Below are 16777 nucleotides of genomic sequence, written 5' to 3'. Positions count from 1 at the left end.
CCGAGGCGATGCCCACCCGCGCCGTTGAGGGTGGGCACCGGGCGCTCACGCCACGGTCTGCGCGGAGAGCAGGTCCACCACGTCGACCAGGTTGCCGCGCTCGGCGAAGGCGACCCGCTGCCGGTACGCGCCGGAGCGGCGGGACCGCAGCCGCGCCACCAGGTCGAGCACCATGTCCAGGTCACCGCTGTCGGCCAACTCGCCGCGCACCTGCTGGACGAGCCGCTCCACCAGGGAGAACGCCCGCACGGTGCGGCCGTTGAACACGTCGACGCCGCGACCCTCCAGGCCGTCGTGCGCGGCACGCCACAACGCGGCGCGCAGCTCGCACTGCGACACCACGCGACGCGGGCGGCCGCCGAGAAGTGCTTGCACACCAAGGGCTCTGGTCAGCGCGGCGATGAGCACGGCGTCGTCGACGGTGGCCGCGACATCGCACACGCGCAGCTCGACCGTGGGGTGACGGCACGAGCGCCGGACGTCCCAGTAGATCATGCCGCGGTCGAGCGCGGCCCCGGACCGCAGCAGCGTGCGCACCGCGGCGTCGTAGTCCTCGACGGAGTCGAAGTGCGGCGGCGGCCCGGCGGTCGGCCAGCGCCCGAATATCAGGTAGCGCCAGCTGGCGTGCCGGGTGTCCCTGCCGTGCCAGAACGGGGAGTTCGCGCTCATCGCCAGCAGCGTCGGCAGCCACGGCCGCAGGTGGTTCATCACCCGCAGCGCGCTCTCCGGATCGGAGACGCCGAGGTGCACGTGGCAGCCGCAGATGCTCTGGCCGTCGATGAGCGAGCCGAAGCGCTCCGCGATCCGGCGGTAGCGCGGGGCGTCGGTGATGGGCGGGGTCGGGGGGTGCCCGAGCACGGCCGTGCCCGTGGCGTTGATGCGCATGCCGTTGCGCCGGGCCAGCCCGTCGACGGTGCGGCGCAGCGCGGTCAGCTCGTCGTGCAGCGCGCCCATCGTGGCGCACACCGACGAGGTCGTCTCGACCTGGAACAACGTCATCTCCTGCTGCACCGTCGGCCCGAGATGGGCCGCTCCGGCGAGCACCGCGGCGGCCCTGGGGACCACGCTCCGGCTCAGCTCGTCCACCAGCAGGAACTCCTCCTCCACGCCCACGGTCACCAGACCGCCCGCGACCACCGTCGCGGTGCGGGTCCTGGCCTGACCGTCGGGGGCGTGGGGAACTTCGACCTGGGTCACATTGCCCTCCCCAAGGTTGTCCGCCCGCGCTCGGGTGCGAGTGCGGTGCGTGACCAATCCGAGGCTAGGAGTGAGGAGTTGATCGTGGCGAGGCTCGATGGACGGAACCGGGCCGGTGAATGTTTAGATCTCCCAGCACTTTCCTCGCCGCGCACTTGAGGAGATCACGATCGACCCCCGTTCGGCGGTTGCGGCGTGATAGGCATTCCGGGTGCTAGCAGACCTCTTCGCCCGGGCTGCCCGGGGCGAGTACCCCGCGCCCGACGGCTCGTTCCGCGTCGTGGCTCCGGAACAGGACGGCATGTCGGCCGTGATCGCCTTCAGCGCGCACCACGTGATCGTCACCGACGCCGACCCGGACTGGGTCGCCTCCGTGCTGCCAGCCGACGACCTGTCCGCGCCGCTGAACCCGCCGTTCCTCGCCGAGCTGTGCGCGAAGACCGGTCGCGTGGTCAACAACACCGACCAGGTCCTGGTCGCCGATCACCTCGACGGCTCGCCCGAACTGGACCTGACCCCCGCCTTCGACTCCGAGCACGAGCGCGCGATCCGCGCCCACGGACTGCGCACGGACGTCCGCGTGTGGACGTGCGAGGGCGGCTTGGTGCTGGTCGGTCGCGGGCTCGGCGGCCGGTGGGAGGTCGCGGCCGAGGTCGAGGAGAACGCCAGGGTGAAGGGGCTCGGGCGGGCGCTGTTCACCGCCGCGCGGACACTCGTTCCGCGTGGCGAGGCGGTGTGGGCCCAGGTCGCGCCCGGCAACGCGGCGTCGACGCGCGCCGTACTCGCCTCCGGCTACCGCCCGGTGGGCGCGGAGGCGTTGCTCCTGCGCTGCTGAGCGACCGTGCCACGCAGCACATCGACGCGGTCGGAGCCGGGACGGCCGAGCACCCAGCTCGACCCGCTCAGCGCCTTCGCCTGCCGCTTCAACGGCGCGAGCAGCCGGGACACCTCGCGGTAGCTCGGCACCGTGCCGCCCGCGCACACCAGTGTCGCCAGCGAGACCGTCACCGCGCGCCCCTCGACCTGGTAATGCCCGTCCAGCACCGCCCGCGCGAAGGCGACCAAGTCGTCCACGTCGACCACCGCGAGGAAGTCGTCGCCGCCGACGTGGCCGACGTAGGTCGAGCGCAGCGCCGCCGCCGAGTCCGCCAAACGCCTGCCCACCAAACGGATCAGGTCATCGCCCGCCGCGAAACCGGCGCTGTCGTTGACCGCCTTGAACCCGTCGACGTCCAGCCAGCACATCGCGAAGACCTGCTCGGCGGCGATCCGGCGGCCGACCTCGCGCGCCACCGCGTCGCTGCCCGGGAGCCGGGTCAACGGGCTCAGCGCGGCGGCCTCCTCGACCTTCATCTCCGCCAGGCCCCGGAACAGATCCGACAGGCGCACGATTCCCATGCAGCGCAAGCCGTTGTCCACCACGACCACGTCGTCGTAGCGCCGCTCGGCACCGCCGAGGCTCAGGTGCAGCGCGTCCATCGCCGTGCTGTTGGTGGCCACCAGCACGGGCTGGTCGGCCAGCCGTGACGCGTGCCGCTTGGCGTGCAACGCGTGCCCGTACGGCCCGGTCACCGCGAGCAGGAAGCGATTCCTGTCGATGCTCCACTGTGGACAGTAGAGCTCGTCGACCAGCACGACGCTGGTCACCTCCGGCCGGTTCACCAGCACCGAGCGCACCTCGTCCGCCGTCGCCTCGACGGAGAGCATCGTCGCCGGGTGCAGGAACTCGGTCACCATCGGTCCCGCCGCGATCGGCAGCTCGGCCACGTCGGAGGCCTCCGCCGCCAGCGACACCTGGGTCGTCGGCCGCCAGGCCGGTGGAGCGACGAGATCGCCTTGGACGAGCTGGATTCTGGTGCTTCGCAACGCGTTCAGCTGCGCTTTTGTGTGCACGCCGGTCGCCGCCAGCGTCGTGCGCGTCCGGCGGCAGAACAGCGCGAGCGCCTCCATGAACGCGAGGCCGCGCTCGTCGGGAAGGCCCGCGACCGCGCGTGGATCGAGCTTGACGATGTCGACTTCGGCGGCCAGCAGCAGCGCCAGCGACACGTCACCGCCGTCCCACGCGATCCGGTACCCGGCTGCCCGCAAACGGCGCAGCTCGTCGAGCAGTTCGCCGTAGTCCGACTCGCGCAGCTGCCCGCCGACCTCGATCACCACTTCGTGCGGCCGGCGCCCGAGCTCGCACAGCGCGTGGTGCAACCGCTCCACCCCGGCCGGGCACGTCGCGACCGTGCGCGCGAGGAGGTTGATGTGCAGGGGGAGCAGCGTTTCGTGCTCCGCGCTCGCGCGCACCGCGAACACGGCGAGGTCCACGTCCAGCTCGGCGGGGCGGTCATCGGGGGCCGCTTGGACCAGCACCTCGATGGCGACGACGCCGCCGGTGTTGAGGTTGACCAAGGGCTGGAAGGCACACCGCGGGTTCTCCAGCGACGCAGGCACGTCGCCGATGATGCCGCGCGCGGGCGAGAGCCACGAGGGCCTTCATCGCCTGTTCACGCAGACGTCATCCCCACAGCCAGCGCGGCGACTCGCGCCCGCAGCCCCGTCGGAGCGGCCCCGATCACCGCCGCCATCGCGCGGAACGTGCCGGGAAGATCACAACGCCCTGCGAGGTAACGGTTCTGCAGATGCGTCGGAGTGCTGAAGAACGCCTCGAAGAACCGGGGCACCTCGGCGGGCGGCAGACCCAGCAGCACGCGCAGTCCCACGCGGCGCAGGCCGTGCACGGCCAGCGCCTGCTTCGGCCACACCGCCCGCCAGCCTGCTCGCGCCGCCTCGCCTTGGTTCAGGCCATCTGCCAACGCTCGCGCCAAGCGGGGAGCGAGCGACAGCGAGCCCGCGACGCTGTACCCCGTCGCCGGGTGCACGAGAGGCGCGGCAGCGCCGAAGGGCACGACCCGCTGCCTGCGGGGGAGGGGGTCGTCCATGGGGAAGCGGACCCGCTCCCACCGCTCGTTCCCGCGCAGTGCGATTCCGTTGCTCTGTAGGCGTTGTACGAGCCTGTCGCGGAGTTCTCGGTGGCTCATCGCCGGCCTGTCCGCCAGTGATGTCTCTTCGAGGAGCACCTCCGTGTCGTTGAGCGGCAGCGCGTACAGGAAGCTCGGCGGGCCGGTGTGCCTTTCGCGCCAGTCCATGAAGAGTGCTTCTTCTCCTTCGACGAACCCCTGTTCTCGCAGGGGAACCACCACGCCCACCGCTGACTGTTCGGCTGGCGGGGTTCGTCGCGTGGTGTCCAGGAGCGCCTGTTGGGTGCCCGTCGCGTCGATGACGACTCTGGCTCGGAGTCGTCTTCCGTTGTCCAGCAGCACTGTTGACGCTTCGTCGTCGTGGTGCGCACGGAGCGCTCGCGCCCGGTGGACGGCGATGTTCTCGTCGTCGAGCTGTGCGCGGAGGGCTTCGTTGTCGATGACCGCGTAGGAGCGGTCGAGGACGTGTTCGGTGAGGGCGGCTGCGCGGGTTCGCTTGCTGCGGAAGGCCAGTGGTGTGCCGTGGGGGAGTTCGTCGGCCCAGGAGGCGTAGGTCGCTCGCCAGGGTTTTCCCGCTGCGGGATCGATGAGGGCGGTGCGGAGTCCGAGGCGCGCCGTCGCGGTGGCGAGGGCACTTCCGGCAGGGCCTGCGCCTGCGATGAGGACGTCGAGCACGGTGTTGAGCAGAGCACGGGTTGGGGGTTGTGGCAAATTGCGTGGGTTTTGGCTGGATTTCCGGGCCGGGGACGGCTGTGCTTCCTGGTCGGGGGACGGCTGGGGTTCCAGCTGGGGGATGGCTGGACTTCCTGGTCGGGGACGGCTGGGCTTCCAGTGGGGGAACGGCTGTTTTAGCTCGTTCCAGCTGGGTTTCCAGGTCTGCCGAGCTGGGCTTCCAGCGGGGGAACTGCTGGTTCCAGCGCGGGGGTCGGCTTGACCTGGAGCCCCTTGCGCGTGCCCTCATTAGCTGGACGGGCACGGGATGAATCCCGGCCCACGCGAACAAGCGTATGGCACGCGCACCCCAGGTAAAGCCGACCTGGTTTCGCTGTCGGCTGAAAGTCGCGTTTCTCTTTAGCCTGCAACGGATTTGACGTCTTCTTAGGGCTTGCTAAAATTGAGGTATCCAACAAGAAGGGAGGTGTGATCATGTTGGATACCAACGCTATCGAGTCACTTTTGCTAGATCATCTCGCACTAAGCGATGTCTATCAGTTGTCTGAGGATGAGCATCTCGCGTTCCTGGCGAAGCTGGAGACCATCACGAATTTGTTGACGGCAGTGAAGATCGACGCCGCTACGCATGCTGAGGATCGTGGCCTGCACACTGCGCAGGGGTGTCGGAACATCGCGACCCTGTTGCGGTCACACCTGAGGATTTCTCCGGCGGAAGCGAAGCGACGCTCGCAACTCGTAGAAGACCTGCCCGGTGTGCCTGACACGCGAGACGCCCTCTACGCAGGGCTCATCAGCAGCGACCACGCCGCGATCATCGCCGACGTCATCAAGAACGTCCCGGTTGAGGTCGCCGACGAAGCTGAGCAATCCCTGCTCAAGCACGCACCCGAGCTCACCCCACGCGAGCTGATGCAGCTCGGCAAACGAGTCCGCTCCCACGTTGACCAAGAGGGTGCGTTCACAGACGAGCAAGCAGCCGTGGAGGCGCGCTCGTTCAGGATGACCAAGAACCAGCACGGGTGGCTGGTCTTCAACGGATGCTTGCCGCCGATCGAGGGCGCGATGGTCGAAGAAGCCCTGCACGCCGTCTCCAAACCCCGACCGGTCGGCGGCGAAGAAGACCCGCGCACGCCGGAACAGCGCTACGCCGACGGGCTCTGCGAGTTGATCACCGTCGCAATGTCCACCCACGATCTGCCGATCAGCGGAGGCGTACGGCCGCAGATGGTCGTCACGATGCGGTTGGACTGGCTGGAAGAGAAGGTCCGCTCCGGCTACACCGACTGGGACGGCGAAGCCACCGCCTCACTCCTGCGACAGGTCGCCTGCGATGCCGAGGTCATTCCCGTCGTGTTGAACGGGGAGAGCATCCCGCTCGACTACGGGCGCTCAGTTCGGACCGCGCCACCACCGCTACGGAGGGCACTCGCTGTGCGGGACAAGGGTTGCGCGTTCCCGGGATGTGATCGGCCCCCGGCATGGACGGAAGCTCACCATGTATTGCACTGGACACAGCATCGCGGGCCGACCGATCTGAACAACATGACCTTGCTGTGCTCGCACCACCATCACGTTATCCACCAAGAGGACTGGAAGATCGTCTTCGGCGAGGACGGTAGGCCGGACTTCATTCCGCCGACCTGGGTGGACCCCGAGCGGAAACCGATGCGCAACATCAGAGTCGACCCACGACTCACCGGATAGAGAGGCCTGAAAGGTGGGCAGCGCAACAACGTCAGGGATGCAGGGACAAGCCCTTCAACGCCTTGTCCACGGCGTTGCGCGGACCGTGCACGGCGAAGCCGACCAGGTTCAGGTCGGCGGTGGCGACGGCGCGGACCTCGGCGCGGTTGTCCTCGTCGTTGCCGGTGGAGAACAGCTCCTCGGTGTACACGGCGATCGACAGGTCCTTCGCGAGCGCGCGCTCGTGGGCCAGCTTGATCTCCGGGGCGGAGGCGGCGTAGACGAGCACGGGCAGGCCGAGCATGGGCATGTACTTCACGCCGGAGGCGTCCTCGTAGGGCTCGCCGACGGTCTCCGGGCAGCCGACAGCGACACCGCTGGTGAGGAACGCGGTCACGTTCAGCTTTTGCCAGACGGCGAGGTCCGCCCGGACGACGACGGCGATCTTGGTCTTCGTTGCCATGCGTCCATCCTCTGTGTGCGGTCTTGAACGCTGGCGCGCACAATGGGAGGCGTGCCCGGGGAGTGGAGCTGCTACTGGCGTGCGGAGGACCGGCCGATCGAGGTGATGCGGGCCCGGTTCGACCGGCACGTCTACCACCGGCACAGCCACGACGCCTACTCCTTCGGGATCACCGAGCGCGGGGCGCAGGCCTTCACCTGCCGGGGCGGCGGGCACACCAGCGCCGAAGGCATGGTGATGGCCTTCAACCCCGACGACCCGCACGACGGGCGCTCGGCGACCGAACCGGGATTCACCTACCGGATCGTCCACATTGGACCGGAGTTGGTCGCGGACGTGCTGGAGGACGCAACGGGACACCAGCGGGCGCCGTTGTTCGCAGCGCCCGTGCTGGAGGACGCGGTGCTCGCCAAGGCACTGCGCCGACTGAGCGCGGCGCTGGTGGAGGACGAAGGACGACTGGCGCAGGACGAGGCGCTGACGGCGACAGTGCTGGCGATGGCCGGACGGGGCAGCACCAGCCCGCCGGTGATCCGGCCGGAGTCGGCGCCGGTGGAGCGCGCGCGGGAACTGCTGCACGCGGAATTCCACCGCAACATCGGCGCGGCGGAACTCGCGGCGGTCGCGGGGTGCAGCAGACACGCGTTGCACCGCGGATTCCTTGCGGCGCACGGGATGGCGGCCAGCGACTACCACCGCCAGGTGCGGCTGCGGGAAGCCCGGCGCCTGCTGGAGTCGGGCCGCCCGCTCGCGGAGGTCGCGGCCGAAGTGGGGTTCGCCGACCAACCCCACCTCACCCGCTGGTTCAGCCGCTACTACGGCATCACCCCCGCCGCCTACCGGTCGAGCACGGTGATCACCGGGCGTTGACCGAACAGGCTGACCTGTCGCCGCTGCCCGCCGAGGTCGACGTGCTCGGGCAGCAACAGAACCACCCTGCGCGCGGAGAACCGTTGCGGTACAAGGGTTCCCCGCGTCGCTACCTGGCGGTCCCACGGCGGATTGCTGACGATGACGTCGGCACCGCGCACCGGCGAGCGGCCCGCGTCGGCAACGGCCCAGCGCACCAGACCGGCCGGATCGTTGCTCCTGGCCACGGCGACGGCACGCGGGTCGATGTCGGCACCGACGGCGACGACACCCGGAACGCGAGCCGCCTCGATCGGGATGGTGCCCGCCCCGCAGCACGGGTCGAACAGCACGTCACCGGGGCGCGGGGCGGCGAGCCGGACCAGCGCGGCGGCCAGCGGCGGGTGCAGCGAGCCGGGAACGCTCGCCGTGCGGTACTCCCGCCGGTGCAACGGCCGCTCGGCGATCCGGACGGCGATGGTGGCCTCGTCGCCGACCACGCTCACCCGCCACGACAAGCAGTTCGCCGGAGGCACGCCGTCCCGCCGCGACCAGTAGGGCAGGCGCAGCCGCTGGGCGAGCCTGCCGCCCACGACGTCCTCGATGTCGAAGCGCGAGTAGGTGCGCTTGCCGAGCGCCGAAGCCGAAACGTCGACGCCGGTGCAGTTCTCCTTTCCACCACAACGACTCCTGTCGTGCAGCGTCCGAGTGAGGTCGATGTCGTCGACCGCCGCCGCCAAAGAAGCGAGATCGGCACGCGTCCTGCCGATCCGGTCAGCGGTGGTGGCCACGACGAACACGTCATCAGCGGTGCGAAGGCCGAGCGGAGCGGGGTAGTCGCGGAACCACACCTCGCGGTGCCCGACTCGCTCCACGGTGCCGCCGATCTCCTCGGCGAGCACGTCCTCGATCCCTCGCAGTGTCCGCGCCACAAGGCGCACAGGTTCTTCTCCCACGCCGAAGCCCGGGGCGGCCCGGATCTGGCCGTCCCGCATCGCCGGCGGCGGGTGCTCCGCGCGCTACCGGCGGGCGCTCAGCGTCGGTGCGTGGTGAACATGAAGAACACGAGCGGCAGGATAGCCGGAGATTTCGGTTGGAGCCGCAGGGTTTTCGCGCTGGGAGCCGGACGCGGTCATGCTCGGCCGATGACCATCCGGATCATGACCGCCGTCCTCGCCTCGCTCGGCCTGCTGCTGGCCGCCTCCCCCGCGAGCGCGGCAACCAAGCTCAGCTGTGTGAAGACCTGGGACGAGGACGAGACCATCGGCGGGCGCGCGCACGCCACCAACAACTGCGCGAAGAAGGTCGAGGTGAAGTTCGTCATCAACAACGACTTCGACTCGGACTGGCGCACCGTGGCCAAGGGCAAGAGCACCTCCTACGGCTACGGGCCCTTCGGCTCGCACCTCGACCGCGTGCTGATCAAGTACGACGGCAAGGAGTACGTGAACGAGCACTGACGGTCAGGCCCACGACACCTCGCCGCTCGGGATACCGTGGCGGCATGCACGATCCACTCCTGGACCCGAGGGAACTGCGCCGCTCCGAGGCCGAGGGCGAGAAACCGCCCGCCGTGGACCTCGCGGCCAGCCCGTTCCGCGCCGACCGGGACCGGGTGGCCAGCTCGCCGTTCTTCAGCAGGCTGGGCGGGGTCACCCAGGTGATCAGCCCCTCGGGCTCCGGGCTGCTCGTGCACAACCGGCTCACCCACAGCATCAAGGTCGCCCAGGTCGCTCGCGCGGTCGCGGAGCGCCTCGTCGCCGATCCCGCGCACGCCGAGCTGATCAGCCAGCTCGGCGGCTGCGACCCGGACGTCGTCGAGGCCGCGGCGCTCGCGCACGACCTCGGCCACCCGCCCTTCGGGCACCTCGGCGAGCAGGTGCTCGACCGGGTCGCGCGGCACCGCTTCGGGCTGCCGGACGGCTTCGAGGGCAACGCGCAGTCCTTCCGCATCGTCACCACCACCGACGTCCGCGGTCCCTCCGCCGTCGGGCTGGACCTGACCGTCGCGGTGCGCGCGGCCATGCTCAAGTACCCGTGGACGCGCCTGTCGCACCCGAGGGAGCACCCGAGGATGATGCCGGTGCCGCCGCGCGGAGCCGCGGAACCGGGCGACGCCAAGGGAAGCGGCTCGGCGAAGTTCTCCGTCTACGTCACCGAGCTCGACGACATGGCGCAGTCGCGGATGCCGTTCTCCGGGCGCATCGACGCCTGGCAGCAGACCGTCGAGGCGTCGGTGATGGACAACGCCGACGACATCGCCTACGCCATCCACGACGTCGAGGACTTCCACCGGGTCGGGGTGCTCCAGCACGCGACGGTCTCCGCGGAACTGGGTACCTGGTTGAACCAAGGCCCGGAGCTGGCGGCACTGAGTCCCGCGGAGCTGGCCGCGGAGATCCGCAAACCCGGGCGGTCGCTGGAGAAGCTGCGGCGCAGGCTGAACCTGAAGGACGCGTGGATCTACGACGACGAGGCGTTCATGCTCGCCGTCGCGCGGGTGCGCCACGAACTGGTCGACGGCCTGCTCGCGGTGCCCTTCGACGGCTCGGCGGAGGCGGAGCAGAACGTCGCCGAGTTCTCCGCGCGCTGGACCGGGCGGCTGGTCGACGGGCTGACCGTGCTGGCCGATCCACCCGCCCGCTCCGCGCACGTCGCGCTCGCCCCGCAGCAGTGGCACGAGGTCCAGGTGCTCAAGTTCGTGCACCACCGCTTCGTGCTGGAGCGGCCGGATCTCGCGCTGCACCAACGAGGTCAGGCACGCCTGCTGACCACTTTGGTCGAGGCGCTCGACCAGTGGCTGACCGATCGGCACGAGGCCGCGCGGCTGCCGAGGCGGCTGCACGACCTGGTGGAGCTGGCCGACGCCGAGTACACCGCGCTGTCCCACCACGTGCCGGACGCGCTCGTCGGCGCCACCGGTGAGCAGCCGAGCGGGCGCGACGCGATCCGCGCGCTGGCCAGGGGCCGGGCCATCGTGGACTTCGTCTGCTCGCTCACCGACACCCAGGCCGTGGCCATGCTGGACGCGCTCTCCGGACGAACCGGTCAACTGTGGACAGACGCGTTCGTGCTCTAGGGCCGTTTGGCGTCATTCCCTTTCCGGCGTTCCCGCCGAAAGCGCGGCGAATGGCGTCAACTGGCCTTGTCAATACTTGACTGTTCACTGTCTCGGTTTGTGGCATGTCACCCGAAAGGCCGCTGACCTGCGGTTGTCGTGTGCTTAGTTTTAGCCCTCGGCCGGATCACCGGCCCGCTTGGATTCGCGTGAGTCGGGGCACGCACGACACGGGGGAGGGCCCGTGGCTCAAGCTCTACGACCGTCACGTTCCATCGGAATGATGACGGCCGGTGCGACCGCGCTCCTGTTGGCGATGGGTGTGGTGAGTCCCGCACAGGCGCAGGGCAAGGCCGATCCCGGCCGGCTCAACGACACCAGCGCCGCGCAGATCGCCGAGCTCCAGCGGATCAAGGGCTCGCTGTCCAAGGCGGAGTCCAAAGTGGACAGCCGCCTGGTGGTGGAGAACCGCATCCGCAGGGGCGCGCTCACCGCGAACCTGCCGCACCTGAACACCGGCGTCGCCGTGACCGACGCGGACACGGTGCTCGTCGACATCCGCGCCGACAAGGTCACCGACCTGCTCACGGGCGCGATCCGCAAGGCGGGCGGTGCGATCCGGCACACCTCGGCGCAGACCAGGACGGTGCGGGCGGAGCTGCCGCTCGGCGCGGTCAACGGCATCGCCGCGCGTGAGGACGTCGTGCTGATCGACGCGGCCAGCGACGCGATGACCTCGCGCGCGACTTCGCCGGGTGAGCTCAAGACCAGCACCGCCAAGGGCGAGTCCAAGGAGGCGCGGGCGAACCGGCTCGCGGAGCAGGCGAAGGCGGCGGTCCGCAACCGCGCCGCCGCGCTGACCTCGCAGGGTGACCGGGCGCACGCCGCCGACACCGCGCGCTCGCAGTACAAGATCAGCGGCCTCGGCGTGAAGCTCTGCGCGCTCTCCGACGGTATCGACTCCCTCGCGGCACTCCAGTCCGCCGGCGAGCTGCCGCAGGTCGACGTGCTCGCCGGGCAGGAGGGCAGCGGCGACGAGGGCTCGGCGATGCTGGAGATCCTGCACGACGTCGCCCCCGGCGCCGAGCTGGGCTTCGCCACCGCGTTCAACGGTGACGCCAGCTTCGCCGACAACATCCGCGCGCTGCGCTTCGAGAAGAAGTGCGACGTGATCGTGGACGACGTCCTGTACTTCAACGAGTCGCCGTTCCAGGACGGCATCATCGCCCAGGCCGTCAACGACGTCACCAAGGACGGCGGGCTGTTCTTCTCCTCCGCGGGCAACGAGGGCAACGTCGCCGACGGCAGCGCGGGCCACTGGGAGGGCAACTTCGTCGACTCGGGCAAGAGCGTCGGCCGCTACGCCGGCTCCGCCCACGACTTCGACGCCACCGCCGCGGGCACGCAGATCGTCAACCCGCTCTCGGCGAACTCGCGCGGGATTCCCGTGCTGCTGTGGTGGAACGACGCGCTCGGCCGCTCCACCAACGACTACGACCTGTACCTGCTGGACGGCTCCGGCAACGTGGTCGGCTTCAGCCAGAACGTGCAGACCGGCCAGGCAGACCCGTACGAGCGGGTCAACCCCTCCGCCGGCGGGCTCAACGTGGCGGTCGTGAAGTTCCGCGGCGATGACAAGTACCTGTCGCTTTCGGCGCTGCGCGGGCGTTTCCGCGACAGCGGCGACCTCAAGGGCTTCAACACCCCCGGCGTGACCCGCGGCCACTCCGCCGCCAAGGACGCGTTCAGCGTCGCCGCCACTCCGGCCGCGGGCGCGTGGACCGGGTCCCAGGAGCCGGGCGACCCGGCCAACCCGGCGGGCCCGTACCCGGACACCTTCAGCGGTGCCTCGAAGTTGGAGCGCTTCAGCTCCGACGGTCCGCGCCGCGTGTTCTTCAACGCCGACGGCACCCCGGTCGCCTCGCCCGCCGGTGAGGTTCGCCAGAAGCCGGACATCACCGCCGCCGACGGCGTCGCCACCAAGACGCCAGGGTTCTCGCCGTTCTTCGGCACCTCCGCCGCCGCGCCGCACGCCGCCGCGATCGCGGGTCTGGTGCTCTCCGGCAACCCGGGCATGAGCACCGCCGACGTGCGGGACGCGCTCACCAGGACCGCGCTGGACATCGCCGCCCCCGGCGTCGACAACCGCGCGGGAGCCGGCGTCGTCATGGCTGACAAGGTGCTGGCCTACACCGGCGCCAGCCCGCAGCCGCTGGCCAAGGCCGAGTCGCCGACCGTGGTGCCCACCACCGGCAGCCCGTACCTGAAGCCGGGCAACACCGCCGAGGTCAAGCTGCCCGTGCGCAACGGCGGCGACGGCACGGCCTCCTCGGTCAGCGTCGTGCTGACCAGCCCCACCCCTGGGGTCACGGTGGGACCGCGTTCCAAGTCGTACGGCACCGTCGAGCCGGGCCAGACCGCGCTGAACTCCTTCACCCTGACCGTGCCCGCCAGCCACCAGGTCGGCGTCCCGGTCACCCTGGAGGCCAAGGTCAGCTTCGCCGGATCGCTGTCCCCGACCACGCAGAAGTTCGCCATCCCGGTCGGCCAGCCCTCCAGCGAGACCAAGACCTTCAGCTACACCGGCGCCCCGGTGGCGATCCCGGACGGCAACTCCGAGGGCGTCAGCGTGCAGCTGCCGGTCTCCGGGGTCGGCCTGCCGTCGAAGCTGGCGTTCTCGGTGGACGGCGCGACCTGCTCGGCGACCGAGGGCTCCACGACCGTGGGCATCGACCACACCTACGCCAGTGATCTGGTCGGCACGCTGACTTCACCCGGTGGGGTGACGGCGACGCTGTTCCAGCGCAACGGCGGCAACGGCAACAACCTGTGCCAGGTGGTCTTCGACGACACGGCCGCGCAGCCGTTCTCCTCGGTGACCCAGACCCAGGCGCCGTTCACCGGAACGTGGCGGCCGACCACCGCGCTGTCCGCGCTGGCGAAGTCCTCCGCCGACGGCACCTGGACCTTCAAGGCCGTGGACGCGGTGTCCTCGGACAAGGGCTCGATCCGCTCGATCTCCTTGAAGCTCAACGGTTACGTGAACTAGCACCACATGCGCTCAGAGACCCCGTCCGCCCACGAGGGCGGGCGGGGTCGAGCGCTGTCCCGTACTCGGTCGCCGCAACGCGAGGGCGGGCTGGGCAGCGGGGGCTCGTGGCCCTACTCTCTTGCCCGTGACCAGCGTTCGTGACGGACTCGCGTTCCAGACCGGCGCGACCGAGGTCTTCGCCGAAGTCGCCGCAGCGGTACTCGGTCCCGGTCGGCACCGCACCGTGGACCTGGTGGACCTGCTCGACGGCATCGTGGCCGTCCCGGTCGACGTGGTGCGCTCCGGCGACGACCTGCTGCCCAGGCTCGCCCACGACAACGCCCTCACCGGCGCGCTCACCAGGGCCTGCCGCTCGCTCGCCCCTGGCGGGCTGCTCATCGCCGCCGTGCCCGAGCTGGACCGGCTCGGCCCGCTGCGGCCGACCGCGCCCCCGCCGAGGGTCACCGGCCACGGCCAGGACCGCCAGGTCACCGTGCAGCTGTGGGACTGGGCCGACGACGGCTCCAGCTACGGCCTTGAGGTCGTGCAGCTGGTGCGCGGGCAGTCCGGCTGGGAGGTCGCCAGCTCCGTCTCAACGCGGCACCAGGTGCTCGGTGCCGAGGACATGGAGCGCACGCTCGCCGAAGCGGGTTTCGTGGCCGTGCAACGCTTGGCGCCCAAGGACACCGGCCACCCGCTGCCGCTGTGGGTGGCGGCGGCCCCTCGGTGAAGGCCCGGGAGGTCGCCGGTGGCGGCCGGGCCGTCGAGATCTCCCCGGAACGCCTTGCCGGGTGGTACGAGCGCTTCGCCGACCGGCACGGGGGCGTGACCCGTTCGGAACTGAGTACCAACAAGGTCGTCGTCACGGCGGTCGACGGCGCGCGGGCGGAGGTCGAGGTCGGCTTCGGCGGGCTCGCGCTGCCGGAGCCGGTGCGCCGCGAGGGGCTGGCGATCGACGAGCTGCTGGAGCACGCGTCGCGGCCGAGGCGGATCGCGCTGGTGCTGGTGCGCCTTGGCGGGCACAGCGTCGGCATCGCGGAGAACGGCCAGGTCCTGTCCTCCAGCACCGACCGCAGGCAGGTGCACGGCAGGAACAAGGCGGGCGGCTGGTCGCAGCAGCGCTTCGCCCGCCGCCGCGAGGGCCAGGCCCGGCTGTCGCTCTCCGACGCCGCGGACACGGTGGCCAGGGTGCTGCTGCCCGAGCTGGGTTCGGTGGCGGCCGTGGTGCTGGGCGGAGATCGCCAGGCGCTGGAGGCGCTGCGGGCCGACCGGCGGCTCGGCGAGCTGTTCGCCAGGGCGGAACCGAGGGTGCTGCCGGTCGCCGAACCGCGCAGACGGGTGCTCGAGGAGGCCGCGGAGTCCGCGCGCGCGGTGGAAATCGTCCTGTTCGACCGGTAGGTGCTTTGAGATCTCTGCGAGAGATCCTTCACGGTTTGTCCAGAGTGCGGTTGTCAATCGCACATCAGAAAAACCAAAGCGCGCTGACCACAATTGCCAAGATCGTCGTGGGCCGAACGGACCAATAGTCGCGTTCGCAGGAATCACTTGGTCAACCGCCAAAGAGATTCGTCATTATACGGAGCCCAGGCACCTCCGGGCCCCTTCGCCGGCACAAGAATGCGGAACCAGACGGCTTTGAAGGAACCTGAACAGTCATTACAACTGGGAGGGCGACAGGGCCGACGCAGTGGGGTGGGGGAGCGATGAGTTCGTATGTCCGCGTGTCCGAGAGGCTTCCCCTGCCACAGGACCCGGACGCCGTGGTGATCGGCGCCGCCGACCGGCGCGACGAGTACCCGGTGCACGTCTGCCGCTCCGAGGCCGACGCGCTCGCCCGGCTGGTCGCGGAGCTGGACGGCAGGCGCGTCGCGATGATCACCGACGACGACGTTGCCGAGCTGCACGCGCGGCGGCTGGCCGAAGGGCTGCGCACGGCCGGGCTGGACGTCGCGCTGACCTCCTTCCCCGCCGGGGAGGCCAACAAGAGCGTGGCGACCGCGACCGCGTTGCTGGACTGGCTGGCCGCGACCGAGCTCGTGCGCAGGGACGTGGTGGTGGCGGTCGGCGGCGGCGTGGTGATCGACACCGTCGGCTGGGTGGCCAGCGCCTACATGCGCGGCGTGCCCTACATCAACGTGCCCACCACGCTGCTGGCCGACGTGGACGCCGCGCTCGGCGGCAAGGTCGCCGTGGACCACCCGAGCGCGAAGAACCTCATCGGCGCCTTCTACCAGCCCAAGGCCGTCGTCACCAACGTCGGCTACCTGGCGACGCTGGACCGCAGGCAGATGCGCGCCGGGCTGGCCGAAGCGATCAAGAAGGGCGTCATCGCCTCGCCCGAGCTGTTCGAGCTGATCGAGCTGAAGCAGACCGACATCCTGGCCGTCGATCCCGACACCGTGGCCCGACTGGTACACGGTGCCAGCGCCATCAAGTGCAGCCTGATCGCCAAGGACCCCTACGAGGAGGACCTGCGGCGGCCACTGAACTTCGGCCACACCGTCGGGCACGCGGTCGAGACCGTGACCGGCTACGGCCCCGTGCTGCACGGCGAGGCGGTGGCTTTCGGCATGGCGTGCGCCTCGCGGATCGCGCAGCGCCGCGGCCTGCTCGACGCGGGCGTGCTGGACCGGATCACCGGCCTGCTGAGCGCGGTCGGCCTGCCGACCACCCTCGACGAGCTGCCCGCCGAACTCGACGCCGAGCGCACGATCGCCGCCATGGGGCAGATCCGCAAGATCCGGGACGGGCTGATCCGCTTCGTGCTCCCCGTGGAACTCGGCGAGACGGTGATCGCCGACGACGTCACCGACGAGGAGATCCGCGCGTCGCTGACCGCCTTCCCGACCTGACCC

14 protein-coding genes are annotated in these 16777 nt (G+C 70.3%); 9 read left to right on the top strand and 5 right to left on the bottom strand.

What is annotated here, in order from left to right:
- Window positions 1-45 precede the first annotated feature (45 nt).
- On the bottom strand, window positions 46-1197 hold the full coding sequence (locus CCN37_RS06715; protein WP_246842853.1) for a glutamate--cysteine ligase: 1152 nt from the start codon (window positions 1195-1197) through the stop codon (window positions 46-48).
- 211 nt (window positions 1198-1408) lie between these two features.
- Between CCN37_RS06715 and CCN37_RS06710 the strand changes: the two genes are divergently transcribed.
- Window positions 1409-2032, top strand: a complete 624-nt coding sequence (locus CCN37_RS06710; RefSeq protein WP_086819790.1) for a hypothetical protein — start codon at window positions 1409-1411, stop codon at window positions 2030-2032.
- Here the strand turns inward: CCN37_RS06710 and CCN37_RS06705 are convergent.
- Entirely contained in the window at window positions 1990-3636 is a 1647-nt protein-coding gene (locus tag CCN37_RS06705; protein WP_246842852.1) for an EAL domain-containing protein, read from the bottom strand. The two genes, CCN37_RS06710 and CCN37_RS06705, sit on opposite strands and share 43 nt — an antisense overlap.
- Before the next feature lie 53 nt (window positions 3637-3689).
- A complete protein-coding gene (locus tag CCN37_RS06700; RefSeq protein ID WP_086819789.1) occupies window positions 3690-4838 on the bottom strand; it encodes a lycopene cyclase family protein in 1149 nt (382 codons plus the stop codon).
- 471 nt (window positions 4839-5309) lie between these two features.
- On the opposite strand from CCN37_RS06700, the gene CCN37_RS06695 reads away from it, so the two are divergent.
- A complete protein-coding gene (locus CCN37_RS06695) occupies window positions 5310-6542 on the top strand; it encodes an HNH endonuclease signature motif containing protein (protein WP_143261460.1) in 1233 nt (410 codons plus the stop codon).
- A 31-nt stretch (window positions 6543-6573) separates the two neighbouring features.
- Here the strand turns inward: CCN37_RS06695 and CCN37_RS06690 are convergent, their stop codons facing one another.
- The gene (locus CCN37_RS06690; RefSeq protein WP_086819787.1) at window positions 6574-6984 is read right to left on the bottom strand and encodes a DUF2000 domain-containing protein; all 411 of its coding nucleotides are present in this window, start codon (window positions 6982-6984) and stop codon (window positions 6574-6576) included.
- Between the two features lie 42 nt (window positions 6985-7026).
- On the opposite strand from CCN37_RS06690, the gene CCN37_RS06685 reads away from it, so the two are divergent.
- Window positions 7027-7854, top strand: a complete 828-nt coding sequence (locus tag CCN37_RS06685) for an AraC family transcriptional regulator (RefSeq protein ID WP_086819786.1) — start codon at window positions 7027-7029, stop codon at window positions 7852-7854.
- Here the strand turns inward: CCN37_RS06685 and CCN37_RS06680 are convergent.
- Window positions 7821-8774 (bottom strand): methyltransferase, encoded by a 954-nt coding sequence (locus CCN37_RS06680; RefSeq protein WP_210407900.1) that lies wholly within the window; start codon window positions 8772-8774, stop codon window positions 7821-7823. The genes CCN37_RS06685 and CCN37_RS06680 overlap by 34 nt on opposite strands.
- A 204-nt stretch (window positions 8775-8978) precedes the next feature.
- Between CCN37_RS06680 and CCN37_RS06675 the strand changes: the two genes are divergently transcribed.
- The 6 genes from CCN37_RS06675 to aroB all read left to right on the top strand — a co-directional run bounded on the left by CCN37_RS06675 (window position 8979) and on the right by aroB (window position 16774).
- Window positions 8979-9293 (top strand): hypothetical protein, encoded by a 315-nt coding sequence (locus CCN37_RS06675; protein WP_086819785.1) that lies wholly within the window; start codon window positions 8979-8981, stop codon window positions 9291-9293.
- Between the two features lie 44 nt (window positions 9294-9337).
- Entirely contained in the window at window positions 9338-10912 is a 1575-nt protein-coding gene (locus CCN37_RS06670; RefSeq protein WP_086819784.1) for a deoxyguanosinetriphosphate triphosphohydrolase family protein, read from the top strand.
- Between the two features lie 259 nt (window positions 10913-11171).
- Window positions 11172-13940 (top strand): S8 family serine peptidase, encoded by a 2769-nt coding sequence (locus CCN37_RS06665; RefSeq protein WP_086819783.1) that lies wholly within the window; start codon window positions 11172-11174, stop codon window positions 13938-13940.
- A 127-nt stretch (window positions 13941-14067) separates the two neighbouring features.
- Window positions 14068-14652: a hypothetical protein gene (locus tag CCN37_RS06660; RefSeq protein WP_086819782.1), complete on the top strand. Its 585-nt coding sequence runs from the start codon at window positions 14068-14070 to the stop codon at window positions 14650-14652.
- On the top strand, window positions 14649-15320 hold the full coding sequence (locus tag CCN37_RS06655; RefSeq protein WP_086819846.1) for an acVLRF1 family peptidyl-tRNA hydrolase: 672 nt from the start codon (window positions 14649-14651) through the stop codon (window positions 15318-15320). The genes CCN37_RS06660 and CCN37_RS06655 overlap by 4 nt, the downstream gene beginning before the upstream one ends.
- 323 nt (window positions 15321-15643) lie before the next feature.
- The gene (gene aroB / locus CCN37_RS06650; RefSeq protein WP_246842850.1) at window positions 15644-16774 is read left to right on the top strand and encodes a 3-dehydroquinate synthase; all 1131 of its coding nucleotides are present in this window, start codon (window positions 15644-15646) and stop codon (window positions 16772-16774) included.
- Window positions 16775-16777 lie beyond the last annotated feature (3 nt).

Origin of the sequence: Allokutzneria sp. NRRL B-24872, from assembly GCF_002155965.1 — a bacterium.
Classification (GTDB): Bacteria; Actinomycetota; Actinomycetes; order Mycobacteriales; family Pseudonocardiaceae; genus Allokutzneria.
This window is presented reverse-complemented; position numbering and strand designations above follow the sequence as displayed.

What these genes read in the sequence shown, in the direction of transcription:
- CCN37_RS06695 (WP_143261460.1), top strand. Translation starts at nt 5,310, where the DNA reads ATGTTGGATACCAACGCTATCGAGTCACTTTTGCTAGATCATCTCGCA.
- CCN37_RS06690 (WP_086819787.1), bottom strand. Translation starts at nt 6,984, where the DNA reads ATGGCAACGAAGACCAAGATCGCCGTCGTCGTCCGGGCGGACCTCGCC.
- CCN37_RS06685 (WP_086819786.1), top strand. Translation starts at nt 7,027, where the DNA reads ATGGGAGGCGTGCCCGGGGAGTGGAGCTGCTACTGGCGTGCGGAGGAC.
- CCN37_RS06675 (WP_086819785.1), top strand. Translation starts at nt 8,979, where the DNA reads ATGACCATCCGGATCATGACCGCCGTCCTCGCCTCGCTCGGCCTGCTG.
- CCN37_RS06670 (WP_086819784.1), top strand. Translation starts at nt 9,338, where the DNA reads ATGCACGATCCACTCCTGGACCCGAGGGAACTGCGCCGCTCCGAGGCC.
- CCN37_RS06665 (WP_086819783.1), top strand. Translation starts at nt 11,172, where the DNA reads ATGATGACGGCCGGTGCGACCGCGCTCCTGTTGGCGATGGGTGTGGTG.